Source organism: Paenibacillus stellifer, from assembly GCF_000758685.1.
GTDB lineage: Bacteria > Bacillota > Bacilli > Paenibacillales > Paenibacillaceae > Paenibacillus_AQ > Paenibacillus_AQ stellifer.
The window spans coordinates 5,581,462-5,599,669 of the sequence record NZ_CP009286.1 but is presented as its reverse complement, the minus strand read 5'-3'; the positions used below and the strand labels follow the sequence as shown (position 1 = coordinate 5,599,669).

Annotated in this window: 15 protein-coding genes, 2 pseudogenes and 1 riboswitch; of the genes and pseudogenes, 7 read left to right on the top strand and 10 right to left on the bottom strand. The window is 49.3% G+C overall.

Annotated features, from left to right (window positions below; all coding sequences use genetic code 11):
• Positions 1 to 189 precede the first annotated feature (189 nt).
• The 3 genes from PSTEL_RS25625 to PSTEL_RS25615 all read left to right on the top strand — a co-directional run bounded on the left by PSTEL_RS25625 (position 190) and on the right by PSTEL_RS25615 (position 3,830).
• Positions 190 to 2,067, top strand: coding sequence for a DUF2075 domain-containing protein (locus tag PSTEL_RS25625; protein WP_038699757.1), 1,878 nt, complete (start codon positions 190 to 192; stop codon positions 2,065 to 2,067).
• 24 nt (positions 2,068 to 2,091) lie between these two features.
• A complete protein-coding gene (locus PSTEL_RS25620) occupies positions 2,092 to 2,814 on the top strand; it encodes a restriction endonuclease (protein ID WP_038699755.1) in 723 nt (240 codons plus the stop codon).
• 131 nt (positions 2,815 to 2,945) lie between these two features.
• Positions 2,946 to 3,830: a GNAT family N-acetyltransferase gene (locus PSTEL_RS25615; protein WP_038699753.1), complete on the top strand. Its 885-nt coding sequence runs from the start codon at positions 2,946 to 2,948 to the stop codon at positions 3,828 to 3,830.
• Between the two features lie 13 nt (positions 3,831 to 3,843).
• Here PSTEL_RS25615 and PSTEL_RS29020 read toward each other — a convergent pair.
• Together PSTEL_RS29020 and PSTEL_RS25610 are read right to left on the bottom strand one after the other, a co-directional pair.
• Positions 3,844 to 4,049 (bottom strand): annotated as a pseudogene (locus PSTEL_RS29020) (helix-turn-helix domain-containing protein); the annotation flags it as partial.
• A 109-nt stretch (positions 4,050 to 4,158) separates the two neighbouring features.
• Positions 4,159 to 4,731 carry a DUF4352 domain-containing protein gene (locus PSTEL_RS25610; protein WP_052099064.1) on the bottom strand — a complete coding sequence of 191 codons (573 nt, stop codon included), beginning with the start codon at positions 4,729 to 4,731 and terminating at the stop codon, positions 4,159 to 4,161.
• A 300-nt stretch (positions 4,732 to 5,031) separates the two neighbouring features.
• Between PSTEL_RS25610 and PSTEL_RS25605 the strand changes: the two genes are divergently transcribed.
• Both PSTEL_RS25605 and PSTEL_RS25600 read left to right on the top strand, forming a co-directional pair.
• On the top strand, positions 5,032 to 6,039 hold the full coding sequence (locus PSTEL_RS25605) for a LacI family DNA-binding transcriptional regulator (protein ID WP_038699751.1): 1,008 nt from the start codon (positions 5,032 to 5,034) through the stop codon (positions 6,037 to 6,039).
• 16 nt (positions 6,040 to 6,055) lie between these two features.
• Positions 6,056 to 6,391, top strand: a complete 336-nt coding sequence (locus PSTEL_RS25600; protein WP_156995964.1) for a hypothetical protein — start codon at positions 6,056 to 6,058, stop codon at positions 6,389 to 6,391.
• A 156-nt stretch (positions 6,392 to 6,547) separates the two neighbouring features.
• Here the strand turns inward: PSTEL_RS25600 and PSTEL_RS25595 are convergent, their stop codons facing one another.
• On the bottom strand, positions 6,548 to 7,999 hold the full coding sequence (locus PSTEL_RS25595; protein WP_038692958.1) for an IS1182 family transposase: 1,452 nt from the start codon (positions 7,997 to 7,999) through the stop codon (positions 6,548 to 6,550).
• Between the two features lie 92 nt (positions 8,000 to 8,091).
• On the opposite strand from PSTEL_RS25595, the gene PSTEL_RS25590 reads away from it, so the two are divergent.
• On the top strand, positions 8,092 to 8,856 hold the full coding sequence (locus tag PSTEL_RS25590; protein WP_084065498.1) for an amidohydrolase family protein: 765 nt from the start codon (positions 8,092 to 8,094) through the stop codon (positions 8,854 to 8,856).
• Between the two features lie 52 nt (positions 8,857 to 8,908).
• Here PSTEL_RS25590 and PSTEL_RS25585 read toward each other — a convergent pair.
• The 6 genes and pseudogenes from PSTEL_RS25585 to PSTEL_RS25560 all read right to left on the bottom strand — a co-directional run bounded on the left by PSTEL_RS25585 (position 8,909) and on the right by PSTEL_RS25560 (position 14,849).
• A pseudogene (locus PSTEL_RS25585) lies at positions 8,909 to 10,336 on the bottom strand (MDR family MFS transporter).
• 216 nt (positions 10,337 to 10,552) lie between these two features.
• Positions 10,553 to 11,962 carry a HAMP domain-containing sensor histidine kinase gene (locus PSTEL_RS25580; RefSeq protein WP_052099058.1) on the bottom strand — a complete coding sequence of 470 codons (1,410 nt, stop codon included), beginning with the start codon at positions 11,960 to 11,962 and terminating at the stop codon, positions 10,553 to 10,555.
• Positions 11,950 to 12,612, bottom strand: coding sequence for a response regulator transcription factor (locus PSTEL_RS25575; RefSeq protein WP_038699747.1), 663 nt, complete (start codon positions 12,610 to 12,612; stop codon positions 11,950 to 11,952). The genes PSTEL_RS25580 and PSTEL_RS25575 overlap by 13 nt, the downstream gene beginning before the upstream one ends.
• Before the next feature lie 30 nt (positions 12,613 to 12,642).
• Positions 12,643 to 13,410: a lantibiotic immunity ABC transporter MutG family permease subunit gene (locus PSTEL_RS25570; RefSeq protein ID WP_038699745.1), complete on the bottom strand. Its 768-nt coding sequence runs from the start codon at positions 13,408 to 13,410 to the stop codon at positions 12,643 to 12,645.
• A 1-nt stretch (position 13,411) separates the two neighbouring features.
• Positions 13,412 to 14,140, bottom strand: coding sequence for a lantibiotic immunity ABC transporter MutE/EpiE family permease subunit (locus PSTEL_RS25565; RefSeq protein ID WP_038699743.1), 729 nt, complete (start codon positions 14,138 to 14,140; stop codon positions 13,412 to 13,414).
• Position 14,141: 1 nt separating this feature from the next.
• Positions 14,142 to 14,849 carry a lantibiotic protection ABC transporter ATP-binding protein gene (locus PSTEL_RS25560; RefSeq protein ID WP_038699742.1) on the bottom strand — a complete coding sequence of 236 codons (708 nt, stop codon included), beginning with the start codon at positions 14,847 to 14,849 and terminating at the stop codon, positions 14,142 to 14,144.
• Positions 14,850 to 15,077: 228 nt separating this feature from the next.
• A riboswitch (glycine riboswitch) is annotated at positions 15,078 to 15,157 on the top strand.
• A gap of 131 nt (positions 15,158 to 15,288) precedes the next feature.
• Between PSTEL_RS25560 and PSTEL_RS25555 the strand changes: the two genes are divergently transcribed.
• Complete coding sequence (locus tag PSTEL_RS25555) at positions 15,289 to 16,662, top strand: amino acid permease (RefSeq protein ID WP_038699740.1); 1,374 nt, start codon at positions 15,289 to 15,291, stop codon at positions 16,660 to 16,662.
• A 62-nt stretch (positions 16,663 to 16,724) separates the two neighbouring features.
• Here PSTEL_RS25555 and PSTEL_RS25550 read toward each other — a convergent pair whose 3' ends face one another.
• Positions 16,725 to 18,014, bottom strand: coding sequence for a histidine--tRNA ligase (locus tag PSTEL_RS25550; RefSeq protein WP_038699738.1), 1,290 nt, complete (start codon positions 18,012 to 18,014; stop codon positions 16,725 to 16,727).
• Positions 18,015 to 18,208: the final 194 nt, after the last annotated feature.

Genomic DNA, 18,208 nt, shown 5'->3' with positions numbered 1-18,208 from the left:
AGTTTGACTATTCCTTAAACCCATAATATTCTTATTTAAGAAGCATATAACAAGGCCAAAGCATGGCCGTGACCTGACCATTCAGAGGCATTTATCCCAGCGAAGGGATAGTTGCCTCTTTTTTGCGTATCCGGCTGAGCAAGCATGTGGCAAGAAAGGCAAATATACCGATTTATAGGAGCAGCCGACATGATCATTTATAGCAGCAGTGCACTAGCCTTCAAGGAGAAGGTCGATAATAACGAGTTAACTGTAGAGATTGAGAATGCTTTTATCAGCAAAATGGGGATGCGGCCAAGCCCCGGAGAACGAAGAGCCTGGAATAATTCCATGCAGTTTATGGAGCGGGTCGTGCGCAATTCCAAGATCGCCGATGACTGCGGAATTATGATCGAATACAACATTCCGGCTACGAGTAAGCGGGTGGATTTCATTGTGGCGGGGCAGAACGCGGAGGGTAAGGACAACTTTGTGATCGTGGAGTTAAAGCAGTGGGATGCCGCTAAGGAGACGGACCGTGAAGATGTGGTCATTGCCCATATCGGAAGCAAGGAGCGCGAAACACCTCATCCATCCTATCAGGCATGGTCTTACCGGCAGCAATTGGAGGATATGAATGAAGCGATTCATAGCAGCGATTTAACCAGCCATTCCTGCGCGTACTTACATAATTACCGGACGCCTCAGCCAGACCCGCTTAAGAACGAACGCTATGAAACATATATTCGCAAGGCACCTTTATTTATGGCGGAAGACACGCAAAAGCTCCAGGAATTCCTTCATAAGCACATCGGTAACGGAAACGGAGTAAATCTGCTGTATCTCATAGAGAACGGGAGAATTCGGCCTTCGAAGAAGCTCATCGATCATATAGACGGATTGTTTCAAGGGAACTCCGAGTTTATTTTACTGGACGAGCAGAAGGTCGCATATGAAACGATCATAAGGTTAGCCAAAGACACGAGCAAGAAGCGTACCATCCTAATTAAAGGCGGCCCGGGCACAGGAAAATCGGTCATTTCAATGAATGCGTTAGGTGGCCTGCTGAAACAAAAGCTAAACGTTAGATTTATTGCGCCGAATGCCTCTTTTCGAACGGTAATGGTGGAGACATTGGCGAAGCGGCAGGCGAAGAACAAAGCCAGGGCTCGGTCACTTTTTGCCGGATCTGGGCAGTTCTATGATGCACCTAAGCATTTCTATGATGTGTTGGTTGTTGATGAAGCCCATCGCTTAAAGGGGAAAGGGGCGTATCAATACCGGGGCCTCAACCAGATCGAGGATATTATTGCTGCCTCCAAAATTAATGTGTTCTTCATTGACGATTTCCAGCGGATTCGGCCGGACGATATCGGATCGGTAGCGGAAATTAAACGGGTTGCGGAACTTCATCAATCTGAGGTCCATGAATATACGCTTACTGCGCAGTTTCGCTGTTCGGGAGCGGAGGGGTTTCTCAACTGGATTGATCATATTTTTCAAATTCGTCAGACAGGCAACTTCAATGGTTGGGATCAGGATGCTTTTGAATTCAGACTTATGGATACTCCCCATGCGCTCTATCAGGCCATCAAGGATAAAGTGAATGAGGGGCACAAAGCCCGGATGCTTGCCGGATTCGCCTGGAACTGGACCAAGGATACCGAGGGTAACCGGAATGGCGAAATTGACGATGTCGTTATTGAAGAGCATAACTTCCGGATGCCGTGGAATGGACGGGCCATCTCAAACATGTGGGCAATTCATGAGCAAGGACTTGAGCAAATCGGATGCGTCCACACTTCACAGGGCCTGGAGTTCGACTATGTGGGCGTAATCATCGGCAATGATTTGAAGTTTGATGTGCAGAACATGGAGATATACGCCGATTATGATGAATACAAAGATAGCATGGGGAAAAGAGGCCTTAAGAATGACAATCATCAGCTTACGGCATTGATCAAGAATATCTACAAAGTGCTGATCTCCAGAGGCATAAAGGGCTGTTATGTGTATTGCCGCAATCCTGAGCTAAAGAATTATATTGAAGGACAACTTCAGCGGGTAGCGCTAGAGGAAGGCAGATAAATAACGATAACGAAGGAGTATTTTATGAAAGAAATCATCGGATTTATAATACTGATTATTGCCCTGTCCGTAGTATCTGGCCTATTACAAGGCATCAAGAAGAAAAAACGCCGTAGCCCGAGCAAACGGCAACCAGCAGTAAAGAAGAACACTTCCGCTTCCTTTAACCGGTCTTCCACAACGTGCAGACCTGATGAAGTTATTCTAAAGACCCCTTTGGATCAAATCAACGGTGCGGAGTTCGAAAGGCTATTGTCGCTTTATTTCCGGGATCAAGGCTACAAAGTTAAAGAGGTAGGTGTTGGTGGCAGGGATGGCGGGGTTGATTTGGTCATTACCGATAAACGGGGTGAAAAGACCGCGGTACAAGCCAAATGTTACGCTGATCACAATAAAGTGCAGGTGATGACGGTTCGCGAACTGGTGGCTGCCAAGCGCAATCATGACTGTATCCTATCACTGCTCATTACCACTTCCGATCTTACTGCGGATGCGAAGCGGGAAGCCGAACAATTCAAGGTAGATTACTGGCATGGCGGACTTATCGAGAATAAGCTTCGTGCCTGGGGAAAATGGCAGCCGGGCAAAGGGAAGCCGAAGCCGAAAAAAGCTGCTCCAACCGGATCTGTTGTCAAAACCGTAACATGCGCATGCGGCGCTCCGATGGTGGCACGCAAGAACAAAGAGGGACAAGCCTTTTGGGGATGCAGTACCTATCCAGCTTGCCGAAAGACAAAGGCGATGTAATTAAAAGAAGAAGCCGTGGTACACGATTAAGGAGGCGGTTCCATTGGTAACGATAAAAATGCGGACAGATTTTAGAAGGATAGTGCCTACTCGTCCATAAACTGCACGTTTCCTTCTTGATGAGGTACTAGATGCAAGAATTTCAAATTATTAGAATGAAAGACTTCTCCATTCATCAAATCGATAAAATCCAAAGGTTAGAATATCTGTGCAAAACATCCGACAGGTCAAGTTTGAGAGTAGGTATAGAAAGCCTTAAGGAGATAGGTGGAGATGAGGCTTACCTTTGCCAAATTGAGAACCAGTTGGTCGGTTTTCTAAGTTGGTATACCTCGGATGGAATCGAAGCTAATATTAACGGGATGGTTCATCCTGACTTTCGACGCAAAGGTGTATTTATCGGCTTACTGAAACAAGCGCTATCAGATATGCAATTACAAGGCATCCAATCTTGCCGCTTTAGGATACCATCGAACTCTGAATCAGGCTTAGACACTATAAGACATTTAGGAGCAAGCTTAACAACGTCTGAATTCTCCATGATATTGAACCGATTACAAAGGGATGCATCATGTCGGACCGACATGGTGTTGCGGTTAGAAAATGACCAGGATTTAGAGTTTATGGTTAGGTGTTCATCACAAGCCTTTGGCGATACAGAGTCTTGGACTCGGAATTATTTTGCTCGTACGAGAGAACCGGAACGTATAACTTATGTTGCTAAGGATAACATGATCCCTGTGGGAATGATTAGAGTCAATTATGTTCAAATGGATCATGCTGTTATTCATGACTTTTGTGTACTTCCATCATGCCAGGGCAGTGGATACGGCCGTGCAATTCTTTCTGAACTAGTTAAACTCCTGCTCGACCAGAAATGTTCTAAGATACGTCTTGGAGTAGTCACTGAAAATAGACGCGCTTTAAACCTCTATCAGTCTGTAGGATTTGAGGTATCGGCTGAATCTCATTATTATGTGATCTCTACCAGCCGTATTTCTAAATGGTTGAAGTAGAAGCCTATCGGCCTTACTCACCATTTCTACCCATCTCCATAGCAGCAATCACTTCCCGGGTTATCCGAGTGATTGCTGCTATTTCGTCTGCGCTTTTACTGCTTAGTACAGCCATATGTTCATCCAGCACCTCGCTACAGCGGGCACACCAAATGCTGCAATGATTTTTTCTAGTGTCTCTAAAGAGATGTTCCGATCTCCGCGTTCGACACCACCTATGGGGGCTAAGCATTACAGACCATCAAAATCAAACCCAATATTAGATTAATTGTACTTATAAGTAACAAAAACCACCAACTCCTGTCGGTGGTTCATGATCCATATGGTACTATTTCAATTCAATTTCACCTTGCTCGGTTCCCCAGAATCCAGTCTGGACATTCAAAATAAAGCCAGTCAAGTTTTCCGGGATTTCAAATACTACATTGCCTGTCTGGGCCAATCCTGGATTGATTCCATCATATAAAAAATAGTCTCCGGACGAAGTAATCAACGTTGACGGGTTATACGTAACTTCGTCTTTTTTGAGCTGGAAGAATGATGAGTCTGTGGTAATCATCTCTTTACCAACGTTTTTCACCGTTATATTCACTACCAGGAAGACACTTCCTTCAGCCTGAGGCGAGTAGGATAAGAAATCTCCATCTTTGATTTTTTTGGTAGTGGTTACTTTATTAACTTTGAAGACGACATCTCCAACCTGCAATTCTTCTCCCTTTTTTGCAAGTTTTTTAGCTTCTTCTTTCTTGGTGTCCTTCGTTTCTACAGAGCTTGTGCCAGTATTGGATTTAGCGGTTGTACCGCTTGAGCTATCCTTATCCTTAGTAAGTACACCAATGAGAATAACCAGTACAATTAATGCGATGAAGCCCAGGCACCCGATTTTAAAAAACTTCTTCAATAAGAACCCTCCCAGTTAGGTAATTTGAACTATTTTTCTGTACTATCAATATATCGGAGAATGCCAGAAAATTCTTTATAAGGATTAGGTTTTATTTGAAAATAATTGTTTTTTGAGCAAGTCAAGTAAACTATGAATGATACTATCAGAAATAGAATGAATGCAGCTTTAAATTGTAGCTTTAACCCCCGTATCACCACTTTCGGGAACGTTCCCAAAATCCCCATTGCCAAATGCCTACATCTGGTATATATTCAAAATATATTTTTGGGAACGTTCCCAAAAAGGGGGTGCTTATCTTTGAGAGTTTCCATCCGGGATATCGCCAAGCATTGCAACATGTCGGTTAGCACCGTGTCCCGGGCGCTCAATGGCGACTACGGTGTGAAGGACAAGACGAGGAAGGCTGTGCTGGAAGCCGCCAAAGAGCTGGGCTATGTCCCCAACCTTTCCGCCAAGGAATTGGTGAGCCGGAAGAGCAAGCTCGTCGGGCTGCTGATTGATGACAGCGACTATGAAGCTCGTCCGGCTTTTTTCGAACAGCTTCCCTATATCAACAAGGCGTTGGCGCTGCACCAATATCGAGCGATTATTTATACGCTTAACGGAATGGGCTATGTGGATGGGGAACTGTCGGACATTCTGAGTCTGCGCAACTTAAGCGGATGCATTGTGCTGAGCCCACTTCCTTCCGACCACCCGCTCTATGATGAAATCAGGCGCATGAGTTATCCGACGGTGGTACTTGAGAACACGGTGCTGACCCGATATTGCTCCAATATCAACACGGATGAGGTGCTGGGCGCCTATATGGCTACACGCTATCTCATCGACTGCGGGCATCGGCGGATTGCGTTCGTGAATGGGTTCGAAGCGTTCGAGATGAGCCGGGAGCGCCTGGAAGGCTTCCTTAAGGCGACCGAAGAAGCGGGCCTGTCGAAAGATGAAACTCCCATCCTCTGGAGCGATTATACCGGCAATGGCGGAAAAAAAAGCGTGCAAGAGCTGCTTCGTCTCCACCCGGAGACTACGGCTGTGTTTTTCGCGAATGATTTTATGGCTATGGGCGCTATTTCGTTTTTGGCTGAGGCCGGCATTCCGGTACCGGATCAGCTCTCTGTCATTGGCTATGATGGGCATTTCACAGGCAAATATTATAATCCGCCGCTCGCAACCGTGATCATCGACAACCCGGCTATCGGAACGCGGGCCGCCGAACTGTTGCTTGAACTGATCAATGGCGGCAGCGGCAAGACGGTCAGAATCAAGCCCCAATTATTCAAAGGCAAGAGCGTTAGAACTTTATAAGGATGGTGGAATCGCAATGTCTAAAATGCTGCGTTATTATGGAATTTGTGCGCTCACTCTTACAGCAGTCACACTATCAGGATGCGCGTCGAAGCAAGCTGAGGTTATTGTCCAGCCAATGACCGAGTACACTCCCAAGGATGAAGTTGCGTTAATTGAGAAGATCCGGCAGAACAAGGATTCCAGCAAGGAGCTGTACGAGACTTACCGCGATCTTACCGTCATTGATATTCATAACCACGTGCCGCCGATCCGGCTGCCATTCAGAGGGAGAGGGAAGAGTACGGAGTCGACCGTATCGTTCTGTTCGGAAATATTTCGGAGCCGAGCGCGAAGTACACCGATCAATTAGCCTGGGATGAGTATAAAAAGACACCTGCGAATCTAGAGGCCGCTGAAGAACTTACAGTTTTTCAATCTTGGTGAGAAGTGAATACGTAAAAAAGACATCCATTCCCAGTATATGGGGGAGGGTGTCTTCTTTTTAGGGGCGTATTGCTCCTTATCCTTACTCTGCTATCTTTAATATTCGTTTTAGGTTTACAGCAAATATGGCCATCGCACCTTGTAACTGCATGCCAAGCAGACCCGAGGATATCGCTACATCATACCCGTGTCCATGTTTAAGCTCACTGTTCTTCGCTTCAATTTTGTAACGTTCCTTCGCTTTTGTCTTAAAATACTCCGTTTCCTGGAACGCCATCTGCTCCGTGTGCTCTTCAGATTTAATCGTTACGGAGTAGGTCTTGCTCTTGGCTCCTTCTTTGTAGCAGCCTTCCCTAAGCGGGCAACGCTTGCATTGATCCACATCAAAATAATAGGTAGTCTGCTGGTTTTGGCCCTCGCCCTTCTTGCCTTGCCGAGCCTTCCGAATGGCCATGTGTCCAGCTGGACATACGTACATGCCTGCATCTTTGTTGAACAAAAATTCGTCTTCTTTCTTTCGCGCGCCCTGCGTAATGAGCGGATTTAGTTTGGAAACCAGTTCAATTTCATTTGTTTTCGTGTAAGCAATATTTCCTTTTTCTGAATAGGCTGTATCCCCAATCACCGTTTTGACCTGCATGCCAGCCGCTACGCTCTTTTCGATGAGCGTCTGCAATTGCTTGCCGTCATTCTGTTCGCCTGTTGTAATTACAGCCGCTGTAATGATCCGTTCTTCGGTCATCGCAAGATGAGTTTTGTATCCAAAAAACGCGGAATCTGCACTCTTATGTCCCACGCGCGCATCCGGATCTGCCGCCAAACGAAGCTGCTCAACATCATCCGCAACCGTTTCTTTTAGCAGGTTGAGCGGCTCCAGAATTTTGGGCACCTGTGCAATGCCGCTCTCGTTTTCGATGAAGTGGACGAGTTTTTGGCAGTATGTAAGTTCATCCTCGAGTTCGCTCGTCGTATTCTTTGCCGGCATCTTGGCCTTGGCCGATTCATCCATGGTATACACGGCTTTTCGTAATTTACGTGCACGGTCTTGCAAAATTTCTTGGGGCGTTTTTTGGTTGTAGCGTGCTTTCGTATGCGTTGCGTCGACGATGATGGAGTTGCTCTTCAGGATATTCTGCTCGATGGCAAGTTCTACGGTCTTACCAATGAGCATGTCCAAGAGATTCATGTCTTTCAACCGCAGTTTACGGAATTTCGTCAGAGAACTGGGGTCGATTACCGAGTCTTCTGGTGCCATGCCAAGAAAAAATTTGAACGAGAGGTCGTACTTTGAACGCTCAACAATATCTACGTCAGACAATTCAAAGATTGCCTTCAGAAGCAAGTATTTAAACATGCGAATAGGGTCAATGGCGTTGCGTCCATTGTCCAAGCAGTATTTCTTTTCGAGTTCCTCGTATATGAAAGTGAAGTCCACCAAATCGTTAATTTGACGAAGCATATTGTCCTTTGGTACAACGATGTCATACAATGCCGCGTAAGGACTCAGGATTAAAGTTTGTTGTTGCCGTATCATCCGCACTCACCCGCTTTTCGTTATGACTCCATTATACAGAAAAAGGTACAGCCTCTTCAATTTAATTGAAAGACTGTACCTTTTTCTATGAGATGGACTTTTTCAGTGGCCTCGCGAATCTATACCCCTCCTTTGCGGGATTTCCGATCTATGAGGATGAGGGCGTGTCCATCGTTCAGGACAAACTGGAGAAGGGTTATTTGAACATTGGAGAAGTGGCGGCCGCTTCGACGTATTCGGAAGCCGTGTCCAGATTGCCATGGAAGTCTCAGCACCCGAATGACGGTAATTTCCCCAAAATCTACGACCTTGCGGCCAAGTATAAGGTGCCGGTACTCCTGCACATCGACCCGCTGAGCGGCGAGCCGATCAAGCATTTGGAGGAGGCCCTGGACCAGCATCCGGACACCACCATTATTTTCGGCCATGCCAACGCGTATAACACACCGGAAAATATCGAATCGCTGATCAGCAAGCATCCGAACCTGTATATCGATTTTTTCGCCGGGTTTACAGCTTATAACAGCGGTAGCACGAACAAACTGGAGGACTTCGTTCCCCTGATCGAGAAATATCCGGACCGCTTTATGATTTCCACCGACTCGGGATACGGTTTATCGAAAACGCTTGCAGCGAAAGGGCTCTATGATCTCATCGACCTGCTCTCCCCGGAAACGGCAGAGAAGGTTGCTTATCAGAATTACGAGGGCCTGATCGAACGGCAGCCTCCGACGGAGACGCAGATCGAGACGATCAAGAAGCTATCCGCCGAAGCTGGAAAGTCCGGGACGTATAAGCTGAACAAACGGATGGCGAATGAGCTGATCTTTAAGCTGGAGGAAGAGGCGAAAAAGTAACTATCATGGAACGAGACACATCATCCAAAATGAGTCCATGAGTCATGGTCAATTAATTCTGGTCAGGTTCAGCTGACCTTTTTATAAACCAGGCCAGTACGAAAATAATTATGGCCAGAATGAACTCGATCCCAAAAACGGTTTGCAGACCGGCGACCATGCTTTGTGTCTTCTCATGTACCGCATTGGGATCGGGTGAGTGGTGAAGATAGCGAGTGGCTCTGGACGACATGATGCCGACGAACAATGCGATGCCGATTCCCCCTGCAATCTGTGGAGCGTATTGTAAATGGCGGTGCCATGGGGGATCAGGTGATGCGGCAGATGATTCAATCCGGTTGTCTGAGCCGGCATGACGACGAACGACATGCCCAAGAACAAGAGAATATGATCGAACAGAATGGAGCCTCGCGTTGTATCACTGTCGATGCCGGCAAACAGCAGCAACGATAGGGCGATCAGGAACAGTCCGGGCATAATGACGAATCTCGGCCCGAATCGATCGAGTAATTTCCCAGACAGCGGCATCATGATTCCGTTCAAAATACAGCCTGGCATCAGAAGTAATCCTGCCCCGAATGCGGTTAGCTGCATCACATCCTGCATATAGATCGGCAGCAATGTCGTTGTGGCGAACAGAACCATCATCAAGATTACAATCAGTATTGCAACCAGAGAAAAAGTATGGTGCTTGAAGACGGAAAGATCAATCAATGGTTCTTTGAGCTTGAGCTGCCGCCATACGAGCAGGAGCAAGAAGAAGCTGCCAATGGCAATTATCCCGTAACCTTCAAGCTGGGTCCGGGCACTTGTCAGGCTGAAGCCGTAGGTGACACAGCCGAAACCGGCGGTAGACAGTATTATGGATACAAGATCGATCTTTGGCCTAGTTAGCTCTGTCACATTCTTCAAGTACAGGATTGCATACACAATCGAAAACAGCGCTACTGGAATCATCATATAGAACAGCCATCGCCAGTTCAGAGTATCAATGATCAGCCCGGACAAGGCCGGCCCGATGACAGGGGCGACCATGATGACCAGTCCCATAAGACCCATAGCGGCGCCCCGGCGTTCCGGAGGATAGAGGGCAAGAATCGTATTCATCATTAACGGGAGCAATAATCCTGTCCCACATGCTTGCACAACCCTGCCCGTCAGCAAGACTCCAAACCCCGGGGATACCGCACACAAGCAGGTTCCCGCCAAGAACAACGCCATCGCAGACAGAAACATCTGTCGGGTCGTGAACCATTGCTGCAATAATGCGGTCACCGGCACCAGTACGCCGAACGAGCATATAACCCGTCGATAACCATTGGATGGTCGCAGCCGCAACGTTGAATTCCCGCATCAATCCCGGTAGCGCATTGGTGAGCAAATTTTCATTAAGAAATGAAACAAATGCACCAATGAGCAGCGCGGTTAACATCGCCCCCCGCTTTATTCCGACGCTTGTCTCTTGAGTCTGTACGTTCATCTTCTACCTCCCGCATGTTCTTCATCAACCTGAGGAACATTTTACGTGAGGCTGCCATAATTGAAAAAAGCGAAATGGCTCTTCATACGTGGAATTTCATTCATCCATCGAAAGCATAAGAGGGGGGTTCTAGCTATGTCGTTTATTCGCGCGGTTTTTCTTGACAAGATGCGGTTTGGGGATTAGTATAGCGTACCGGTCAACTCCAATCCCGCTCTAACTCCAATCCCGTTCATCGCCATCGCCGCCAACCGCATGAATCGGAATGGTCAAGGTTACTTTCCCGCTGCCGGTTGATGCATCATTCTCCAGGGTCAAGGTCCCCCCATGATGCTGCGCGGCGGACGCGGCAATGTACAGACCCATGCCGTGATGATTGCCGGAGCTTCGGCTCGGGTCTCCCCTGTAGAACTGGGTGGCGGCTTCTTTCAAGTCGGCTGGCGAGAAGCCGCAGCCTGTATCCGTGACTGTGAAATGAACGGCGGCTGCATCCCCCCGGACAAGCAGCGCCACGCTCCCATTCGGAGGCGTATGCTCGGCCGCATTGGCGATCACATTGACAATCCCCCGATGAAGCAGCTCCTTATCGATGAAGATCGATTCCGGAAGGTCCTCCTTCCGGACAAGAGTGCGCAGATCCTTGCCAGACGCAAGAGCCTTCATCTGCAGCTCCAACTCTGCAAGCAGATCCTCTAAGCGTACCCTCGACTTTTCACGAACAGAACCGGTCTGCATGCTGGACAAATCAATGACCTCTTGTACGAATGCTTCAATCTCCCCGGCGCTTCTAAGAATGTATTCGTTATACTCCCGCTGGCTATCATCCTGCGATGTCTCCTGCAGCAGCTCTGCATTTCCCCGAATGATGGTAAGAGGGGTTTTGATGTCGTGAGCAAGGGCGGAAATCTGCTCTCTGCGGGAACGCTCCAGCTCCCATTGCTGCTTCAATGAAGCGTGTAGAGCTTCCTTCATCCGGTCCAATGAGGCAAGGACATCGTCTATTTCGCGGATGCCGCTGGGCTTGACGGTGAATTCGAGATTCTCGTTCTGGATGTTTTCAGTCGCTTCCTGGAGTCCCGCCATTTTCTTCGTGAGTCTTCTGCCGAAGTGGGCAGCAAGCACGGACGCTTGAATCAAGATGCCCACTATGAAGAGAAGCACCCCCAGCAGCTGCGGGTTTGGCAGATTGCTGCGCAGAAAGGAAGAAGCGTATTGTGGCCTTAAAGTATACCGGAAGATCCAAATCTCATGCTGGCGCTGGACGGTGGTGTAGAAATGCGGAGAGTCCTGGTTGTTCCCCTTCTGCATGAGCTCCCAGGCATGAGCGGCTTCCGCTTGGCTCAGATTGCCGGAGAGCAGCTTCCCTTCCTTGGAAAAAACCGCGTAATCCGCCAGCTCCGGAAGCTGTCCGGGCGCTGCCGCGCTGTCTGCTGTCAGGCTATTCTTGAACGCCTCAATCTGCTTCTCGGCATAGTTGGCAGGCAGTATGAGATTGGAGGAGAAGGCCATCGTGAACAGGCCAAGCAGCAGCACCAGCAGCAGAATCGTTCCGATGCTCAAGAACAGGAGGTACTGGAGAAAGAAGGTGCGAAGGCGTATCGTTTTCGTTCGGGTTATAGCTTCCACTTGTATCCAATCCCCCAGATGGTCTCAATCGCGTCGATGCCTGATTTGCTCAGCTTGGCGCGGATGTTCTTGATATGCTCCGTAATGGCGGTGCTGTCGCTTTCTCCATGGAACCCGAAGACCGCTTCATATATGCCTTCTTTGGAGAACACCTGTCCCCGGTTGCGCGCCAGAAATTCGCAAATTTCATATTCGCTTTTGGTAAGCGGCACTTTTTCCTCTTTGATATAGAGCTCTTTGCCGGAGAGGTTGAAGTGGACGTTCTCCAGATACAGGACATTTCGCCGTTCCCGGCTCTCCCGTCTTAAATGGGCGCCGATCCGCGCCCGCAGCGCACCTATGCCAAAAGGCTTTACAATATAGTCGTCCGCTCCCAGCCCAAGGCCGTACATCAGATCCGTCTCCAGTGTTTTAGCCGTTAGAAAAAGGATGGGGCAGTCCACGGCCGACCGGATTTCCCGGCAAATCGCAAAGCCGTCCATCCCCGGCATCATCACATCGAGCAAAATGAGATCATAAGCGCCAAGGTCGGTTTTGCATACCTTTGTAGAATCCGCTATCGTCGTCACCAGATGATTATCTTTGAGAAGTGCATTGCGGATCAGAGACAGAATGGCGGGTTCATCGTCCACCACGAGTATTTTTGCCATATGGGTATCCCTCGAATATGAGCTGTATTTCTAATTATCGGTTGATCGTCCTTCCCAACGTGTAAACCATGCACAAGATAGAATGGAAGCCAGCGCCGTTCCCAGAGTCCAAACCATTATTCCGGCGTCCAGCCCCGACAAGGCGGGCGATGCAGCAGTACCGGAGGACCAGACTGTCCACAGTGAAGCGAAGCGGGCGCTCCAGCCGAATGGAATAAACGGCCAGATTCCATCACCTAACCCGGTTAGCAGCAAGGCGGCTATCAGGCTTCCTACGATCCCGAGTCCGATGGAAGCGCCTCTTCCAAAGCGCATACTGGCGAACCCGTGCAGCAAATAAAGAGGCAGGCTGCTCCCGAATAGAATGAATGCCCCGGTGAGATAAAAGAGCATTCCCAGTCTGTCCTGATGCAGAATGCCACGGAAGCCCAGGCCGAACAGGGCGCTGGCAAGCAGGACGGCTCCAAAGCCGAATAACAGCAGCATCAGCAGCTTGCTTGCATAGGCCTTGATTTTATTTCCTGGAGTCGTGAGCATTCCTTGAAAATGTCCCGCAGCCGATTCCTGCTCCGCAGCCATTGAACAGACCAGCCCAATCAGGGTAGGAAGGGCGCAGCCCAGAACCTGCAAATAAGCCAGCACTTTGTCGGTGGAGCTCCACGGGGAGTACGAATAATACGCCAGGAACAATCCCGCTACAATTAGCGGAGCCAGCAGGTGAATCAGGAGAAACGGCGTCCGCCTCGTCTTGAGCATATCCGCCTTTAGCAATCCCAGCAATCCCGTTAATGGCGCCATCTTACTTAGCCTCCCGCTTGCGGAACCATAGCGCAGTAAGAACAGACAGCACTCCGAACCATGCTAGAGAAATCATAACACCTGGCAGGATCATCTCTGTGCTTCTCAGCGGGCTGTCTCCCGGTACGGGAAGACCGTTCGGCAGTACATAGAGAACCGGGCACATGAGCCTGAATGTAATGGTATAGGGAACAATGTTCCAGATACCACCGGCGCCGAAGACGACGACCCCGGCGATATTGCCGGCCATATTAAGCAGAGTGGCGGCGAATAATCCGCAGCTTGCGGCAAGAAACAGGCATAGCGGAATCTGCCATAGAAACGTGACGAAGATCAGGAAGCTGCCAACAATGCTGTTCAGCAGCGGAATTGTATTGCCAAATAGCATTCCGCCGGACGTAATGCCAGCCAGGAAAATGAGAGTGACCACCAAGAGCCATTCCGCACAGGCCACGATTTTCCCGGCCCACAGCATCTTCGGATCGACAGGCAGCGCCAGCAGCCCGCGGTACTTCATCTTGGCATCCTTCTGTACAGCCAGCGAGCAGGTGAGGGTAAGCGCTCCGGGCAAGAGCATCGTGTACCACCAGTTGTAAGCCCCGCCCTGAAAATAGCGTCCCCCCATCAAGAAGAAGCAGAGAAGCAGGGTTACCACAGGTCCGATCCAGGCCAGCTTGGGGATAAAGGTGCGAGTCCATTTCAACCGTTCAGCCTTGATGCAAGGAAGCATCCTATTCACCCGCTCTTCGGTTCACGGCGGCAACCTGCATGAACAAGGATTCCAGCTCCTGCCCCTCGGGGGCGATTCCCTGATACCCTAGAACTCCACCGGCGATAATTCCGATCTGATCCGCTACCTGTTCGACCTCGGAGAGGATATGGCTCGACAGTATGACGGTGATCCCCTGCCGGGGAAATGAGCGGATCAGCTCCCGAAGCTCCTGAATCCCGATGGGATCAAGCCCGTTGGTCGGTTCGTCAAGAATGAGCAGCTTCGGCTGGCCCAGCAGTGCGATTGCGATCCCCAGCCGCTGCTTCATGCCCATGGAGAACTGTCCGGCGCGCTTTTTTCCGGTATTGGTCAAATCGACTATGGCAAGCACCTCATCGATTCGGGATGGCGGCAATCCGAGCGCGAGGGTACGAACCTTGAGGTTCTCTCTTGCAGTCAGGTTCTCATAGAGCGGCGGCGCTTCAATCAGTACGCCAATATCGCTTAAATCCTTCCGGGTCCATTCATGTCCATGAAAGAGAATGCTTCCGGAATCGGGGCGCAGCATTCCTGCGATCATTTTGAGCGTTGTGGATTTGCCGGCGCCGTTCGGCCCCAGCAAACCATAGACCGAGTCCCGGGGAACGGTTAAGGATACGTTGTTTACAGCCGTTTGGCGTTTAAAGCTTTTGCATAAATTACTTGTCTGTAAAATAATGTCTCGCATATTATATCACCCTTTCCACATCCATAGTGTAGATGGCAATTCTAAGGATTCTCTAAGGAATCCTAAAGCGGAGGAAGATCCGTATTCCTGGGGCGCAAATGCTGTTGTAACTTTTATCACTGCCACAATACTAACACCACAAGTAATATGTTAAACTGTTAGAAGGCATTAACGCTTTAATGAACTGAATAACAAGCAGCTTTGAATGCTATGGATCGCACTATAGCAGGAGCGGCTTCTGGAGAGACTGCGGAGTTCCGCAGCGCCGAAGGGTTCACAATCTCAGGCAAAAGGACAGAAGAGTACTGAATATATTTGTTATGCTGATAGGAGTCGACAGGACAAGTAGTATTCATATTCTGATGAACCGGAGATTGGAGAACATCCAGTCTCTTTTTGTGTTGGCATCAATGTAAGGCACTCATAGGGGGGAATCAGCATGGCACAGCAAGAGTTAAAGAGAGATTTAGCCAACCGGCATGTTCAGCTCATCGCCATCGGCGGCACCATCGGTACGGGATTATTCCTGGGATCAGGCAAAGCGATTCAGCAGGCCGGACCGTCCATCATGTTTACGTACTTAATCGTGGGGATCGCCGTGTTCTTCGTGATGAGAGCGCTCGGAGAGCTGCTGCTGTCCAAGGCGGGCTATCAATCGTTCACGGATATTGCCGAGGACTATCTCGGGCCCCGGGCGGCGTTCATTACCGGATGGACCTATTGGTTCTGCTGGATCATGACGGCGATGGCGGATGTTATCGCGGTTGGCGTCTACGTGCAGTATTGGTTCGATATTCCGCAGTGGGTACCGGCCATTGTCTGTTTAATCATTTTGCTGGGACTCAATCTGTTAACGGTAAAAAGCTTCGGGGAACTGGAATTCTGGTTCGCTTTGATCAAAGTGGTCACGATTCTGGCCTTGATCGGCACCGGGATCGTACTGCTGGTTATGGGATTCAAGACGGACGCAGGAGCGGTGACCGTCAAGAACCTCTGGGAGCATGGGGGAGTGTTTCCGAACGGAGTTTCAGGCTTCTTATTTTCCTTCCAAATGGTCGTGTTCGCCTATGTCGGTGTAGAGTTAGTGGGGGTATCGGCAGCGGAAACGTCCAATCCGGAGAAAAATATTCCGTCCGCCATCAATAAAATTCCCTTGCGGATCTTATTCTTCTACGTCGGCGCGCTGTTTGTTCTGCTCTGCATTAACCCGTGGACGGAGCTTAGTCCGGCTGAAAGTCCCTTTGTCAAAACCTTTGCGCTGGTAGGGATTCCGATCGCCGCAGGCATTATCAATTTCGTCGTGTTGACTTCAGCTGCTTCTGCTTGCAACAGCGGGATGTTCTCCACAAGCCGGATTCTCTATAATTTGAGCAGGAACGACCAGGCGTCGCCCCGTTTTGCCAAGCTCAATAAAAATCATGTACCGGGAAATTCGTTGTTCATCTCCACACTTGTCATCTCCGTGGGCGCCCTTCTGAGCAAGCTCATTCCGGAGCAGGCTTTTGGAATCGTGACGACGGTCAGCGCCATTTGTTTTATATGGGTGTGGGGCGTTGTGCTCGTCTGCCATATCAAGTATAAGAAGACCCGGCCGGAATTGCAGGCTAAGTCCAAATTCAAGGCACCCTTTACGCCTTTCATTAACTATGCGGTCTTAACGCTGTTTGCCGCCATTCTCATCATTATGCTGTTCGCCAGCGAGACGCGTCCGGCTCTACTGTTCACCCCTCTATGGTTCATTCTACTGTTCGTTCTGTATTCGGGCAGAAGCAGAAGAGAGAAGAGCGGCAAGAACAGCATTATTCAATCATGAGCAATAACCCCGGAAGAGGAGTGGCCGTCGGCCGCTCCTTTTCTTTTGTGAACCGGAAGGCTTCAGCTTCTATCGGTCTGATCGGATATGATTGTAATGGCTTCATCAAGGGTCAGCACCGTTTCCGTCATCCCGGTCATATCTTTCAGGCGCACCTGTCCAAGGCTTGCTTCATTTTCTCCTATTAACATGACGTACCGGATTCCTCGGGAAGAGGCGGCCGCAAGCGACTTTTTCAGTTTCCGTCCACTTGTGTCCATACTTGTCCGAATCCCATTAGCCCGCAGCAATGCCGCTGACTTCAAGACCTCTGCAACTGTATCTCCGATAGGGATGACCGTAACGATAGCGCCTTTGGTTTGGACCGGACGATTCGCAAGCATCTCCATGATGGATTCCATGCCAAAAGAAATGCCCACGGTCGGATATTGAATATCCTCTCTGCCGACCAGCTGTCCAATTATGGCATCATACCGGCCGCCGGCTCCCAGGCTGGAGCTAAACGTGCCCGAAGCATCGAAGATCTCATACACCGTTCCCGTGTAGAAAGACAGCCCGCGTGACAGGAAGAGATCGAACCTGCCTATTTCCGCCAGCCCTATTTGCTCAATGAGAGCTTGAAGGGACCGCACCTCTTGCGCGCCGGGTTTGTCCTGGATTCCATACATGCCGGATACATCTTCAAACGCAGGGTTATCCAGCTGAATTAACTCCATGATTGCAGCTGCTGTTTGAGCATCCAGCCCTTTGCTTCGCAATTCCTGCATAACCCCGTCTAGTCCAATTTTCTTCAGCTTGTCGAGCGTCAGCATGACAGACAGCCATTCATCCGAGGGCACTCCAATGGATTCAAGCACTTCACCCAGGAAGCGTCGGTTGTTCCACCTTAATGTAATCGGGATTTCCAGTCTCTTGAATACTTCAACGGCCAACTGCATGAGCTCAGCCTCAGCTTCAGGTCCCGCAATTCCAACGACATCGGCATCACACTGTAAAAATTCGCGCAGACGGCCCCGCTTCACAGGTCCATCCCGAAATACTTTCCCCATCTCATACCGCTTGTAAGGAAACTCAATACTGGGATTTAAGGCGATCACCTTGGCAAAAGGAATGGTCAGATCATACCGGAGTCCAAGTCTCCGCGAGCCTTGATCACTTAGTTGGTACATTTCCTTCAGGATTTCATCACCGCCTGCATACTTGGAGGTCAGCAGCTCGAGCTCATTCAATATCGTCGTATCCATGGAGTCAAAATCATACCGTTCGAACACTTCCTGAAGCGTTGTCTGGACTTTTCGCCGGAGCGCTTGTTCTTTTCCGAAGAAATCATAGGTCCCTTTGACATTTTGCATAACGATCATTCCTTTCGATTTGGCAAAATAAAAAACGCGCTGGACCTCTTGGTCCTGCGCGTTTCATATGCCGCAGGGAGGCCAACGCAAGAAGCGTTAGCCCACCCTGAATTTTATACAGGTGTGCTAACGCTGTTTGTGATGATGATGAAGTTGATTCAGTAGGGTTCGATTCATGATTCAATCACCTTCAA

Coding starts and splice junctions, on each gene's coding strand:
- PSTEL_RS25555 (WP_038699740.1), top strand. CDS start 15,289: ATGGCACAGCAAGAGTTAAAGAGAGATTTAGCCAACCGGCATGTTCAG.
- PSTEL_RS25615 (WP_038699753.1), top strand. CDS start 2,946: ATGCAAGAATTTCAAATTATTAGAATGAAAGACTTCTCCATTCATCAA.
- PSTEL_RS25550 (WP_038699738.1), bottom strand. CDS start 18,014: ATGCAAAATGTCAAAGGGACCTATGATTTCTTCGGAAAAGAACAAGCG.
- PSTEL_RS25575 (WP_038699747.1), bottom strand. CDS start 12,612: ATGGCAAAAATACTCGTGGTGGACGATGAACCCGCCATTCTGTCTCTG.
- PSTEL_RS25600 (WP_156995964.1), top strand. CDS start 6,056: ATGTCTAAAATGCTGCGTTATTATGGAATTTGTGCGCTCACTCTTACA.
- PSTEL_RS25570 (WP_038699745.1), bottom strand. CDS start 13,410: ATGGCGCCATTAACGGGATTGCTGGGATTGCTAAAGGCGGATATGCTC.
- PSTEL_RS25565 (WP_038699743.1), bottom strand. CDS start 14,140: ATGCTTCCTTGCATCAAGGCTGAACGGTTGAAATGGACTCGCACCTTT.
- PSTEL_RS25620 (WP_038699755.1), top strand. CDS start 2,092: ATGAAAGAAATCATCGGATTTATAATACTGATTATTGCCCTGTCCGTA.
- PSTEL_RS25560 (WP_038699742.1), bottom strand. CDS start 14,849: ATGCGAGACATTATTTTACAGACAAGTAATTTATGCAAAAGCTTTAAA.
- PSTEL_RS25590 (WP_084065498.1), top strand. CDS start 8,092: ATGGACTTTTTCAGTGGCCTCGCGAATCTATACCCCTCCTTTGCGGGA.
- PSTEL_RS25595 (WP_038692958.1), bottom strand. CDS start 7,999: ATGATACGGCAACAACAAACTTTAATCCTGAGTCCTTACGCGGCATTG.
- PSTEL_RS25625 (WP_038699757.1), top strand. CDS start 190: ATGATCATTTATAGCAGCAGTGCACTAGCCTTCAAGGAGAAGGTCGAT.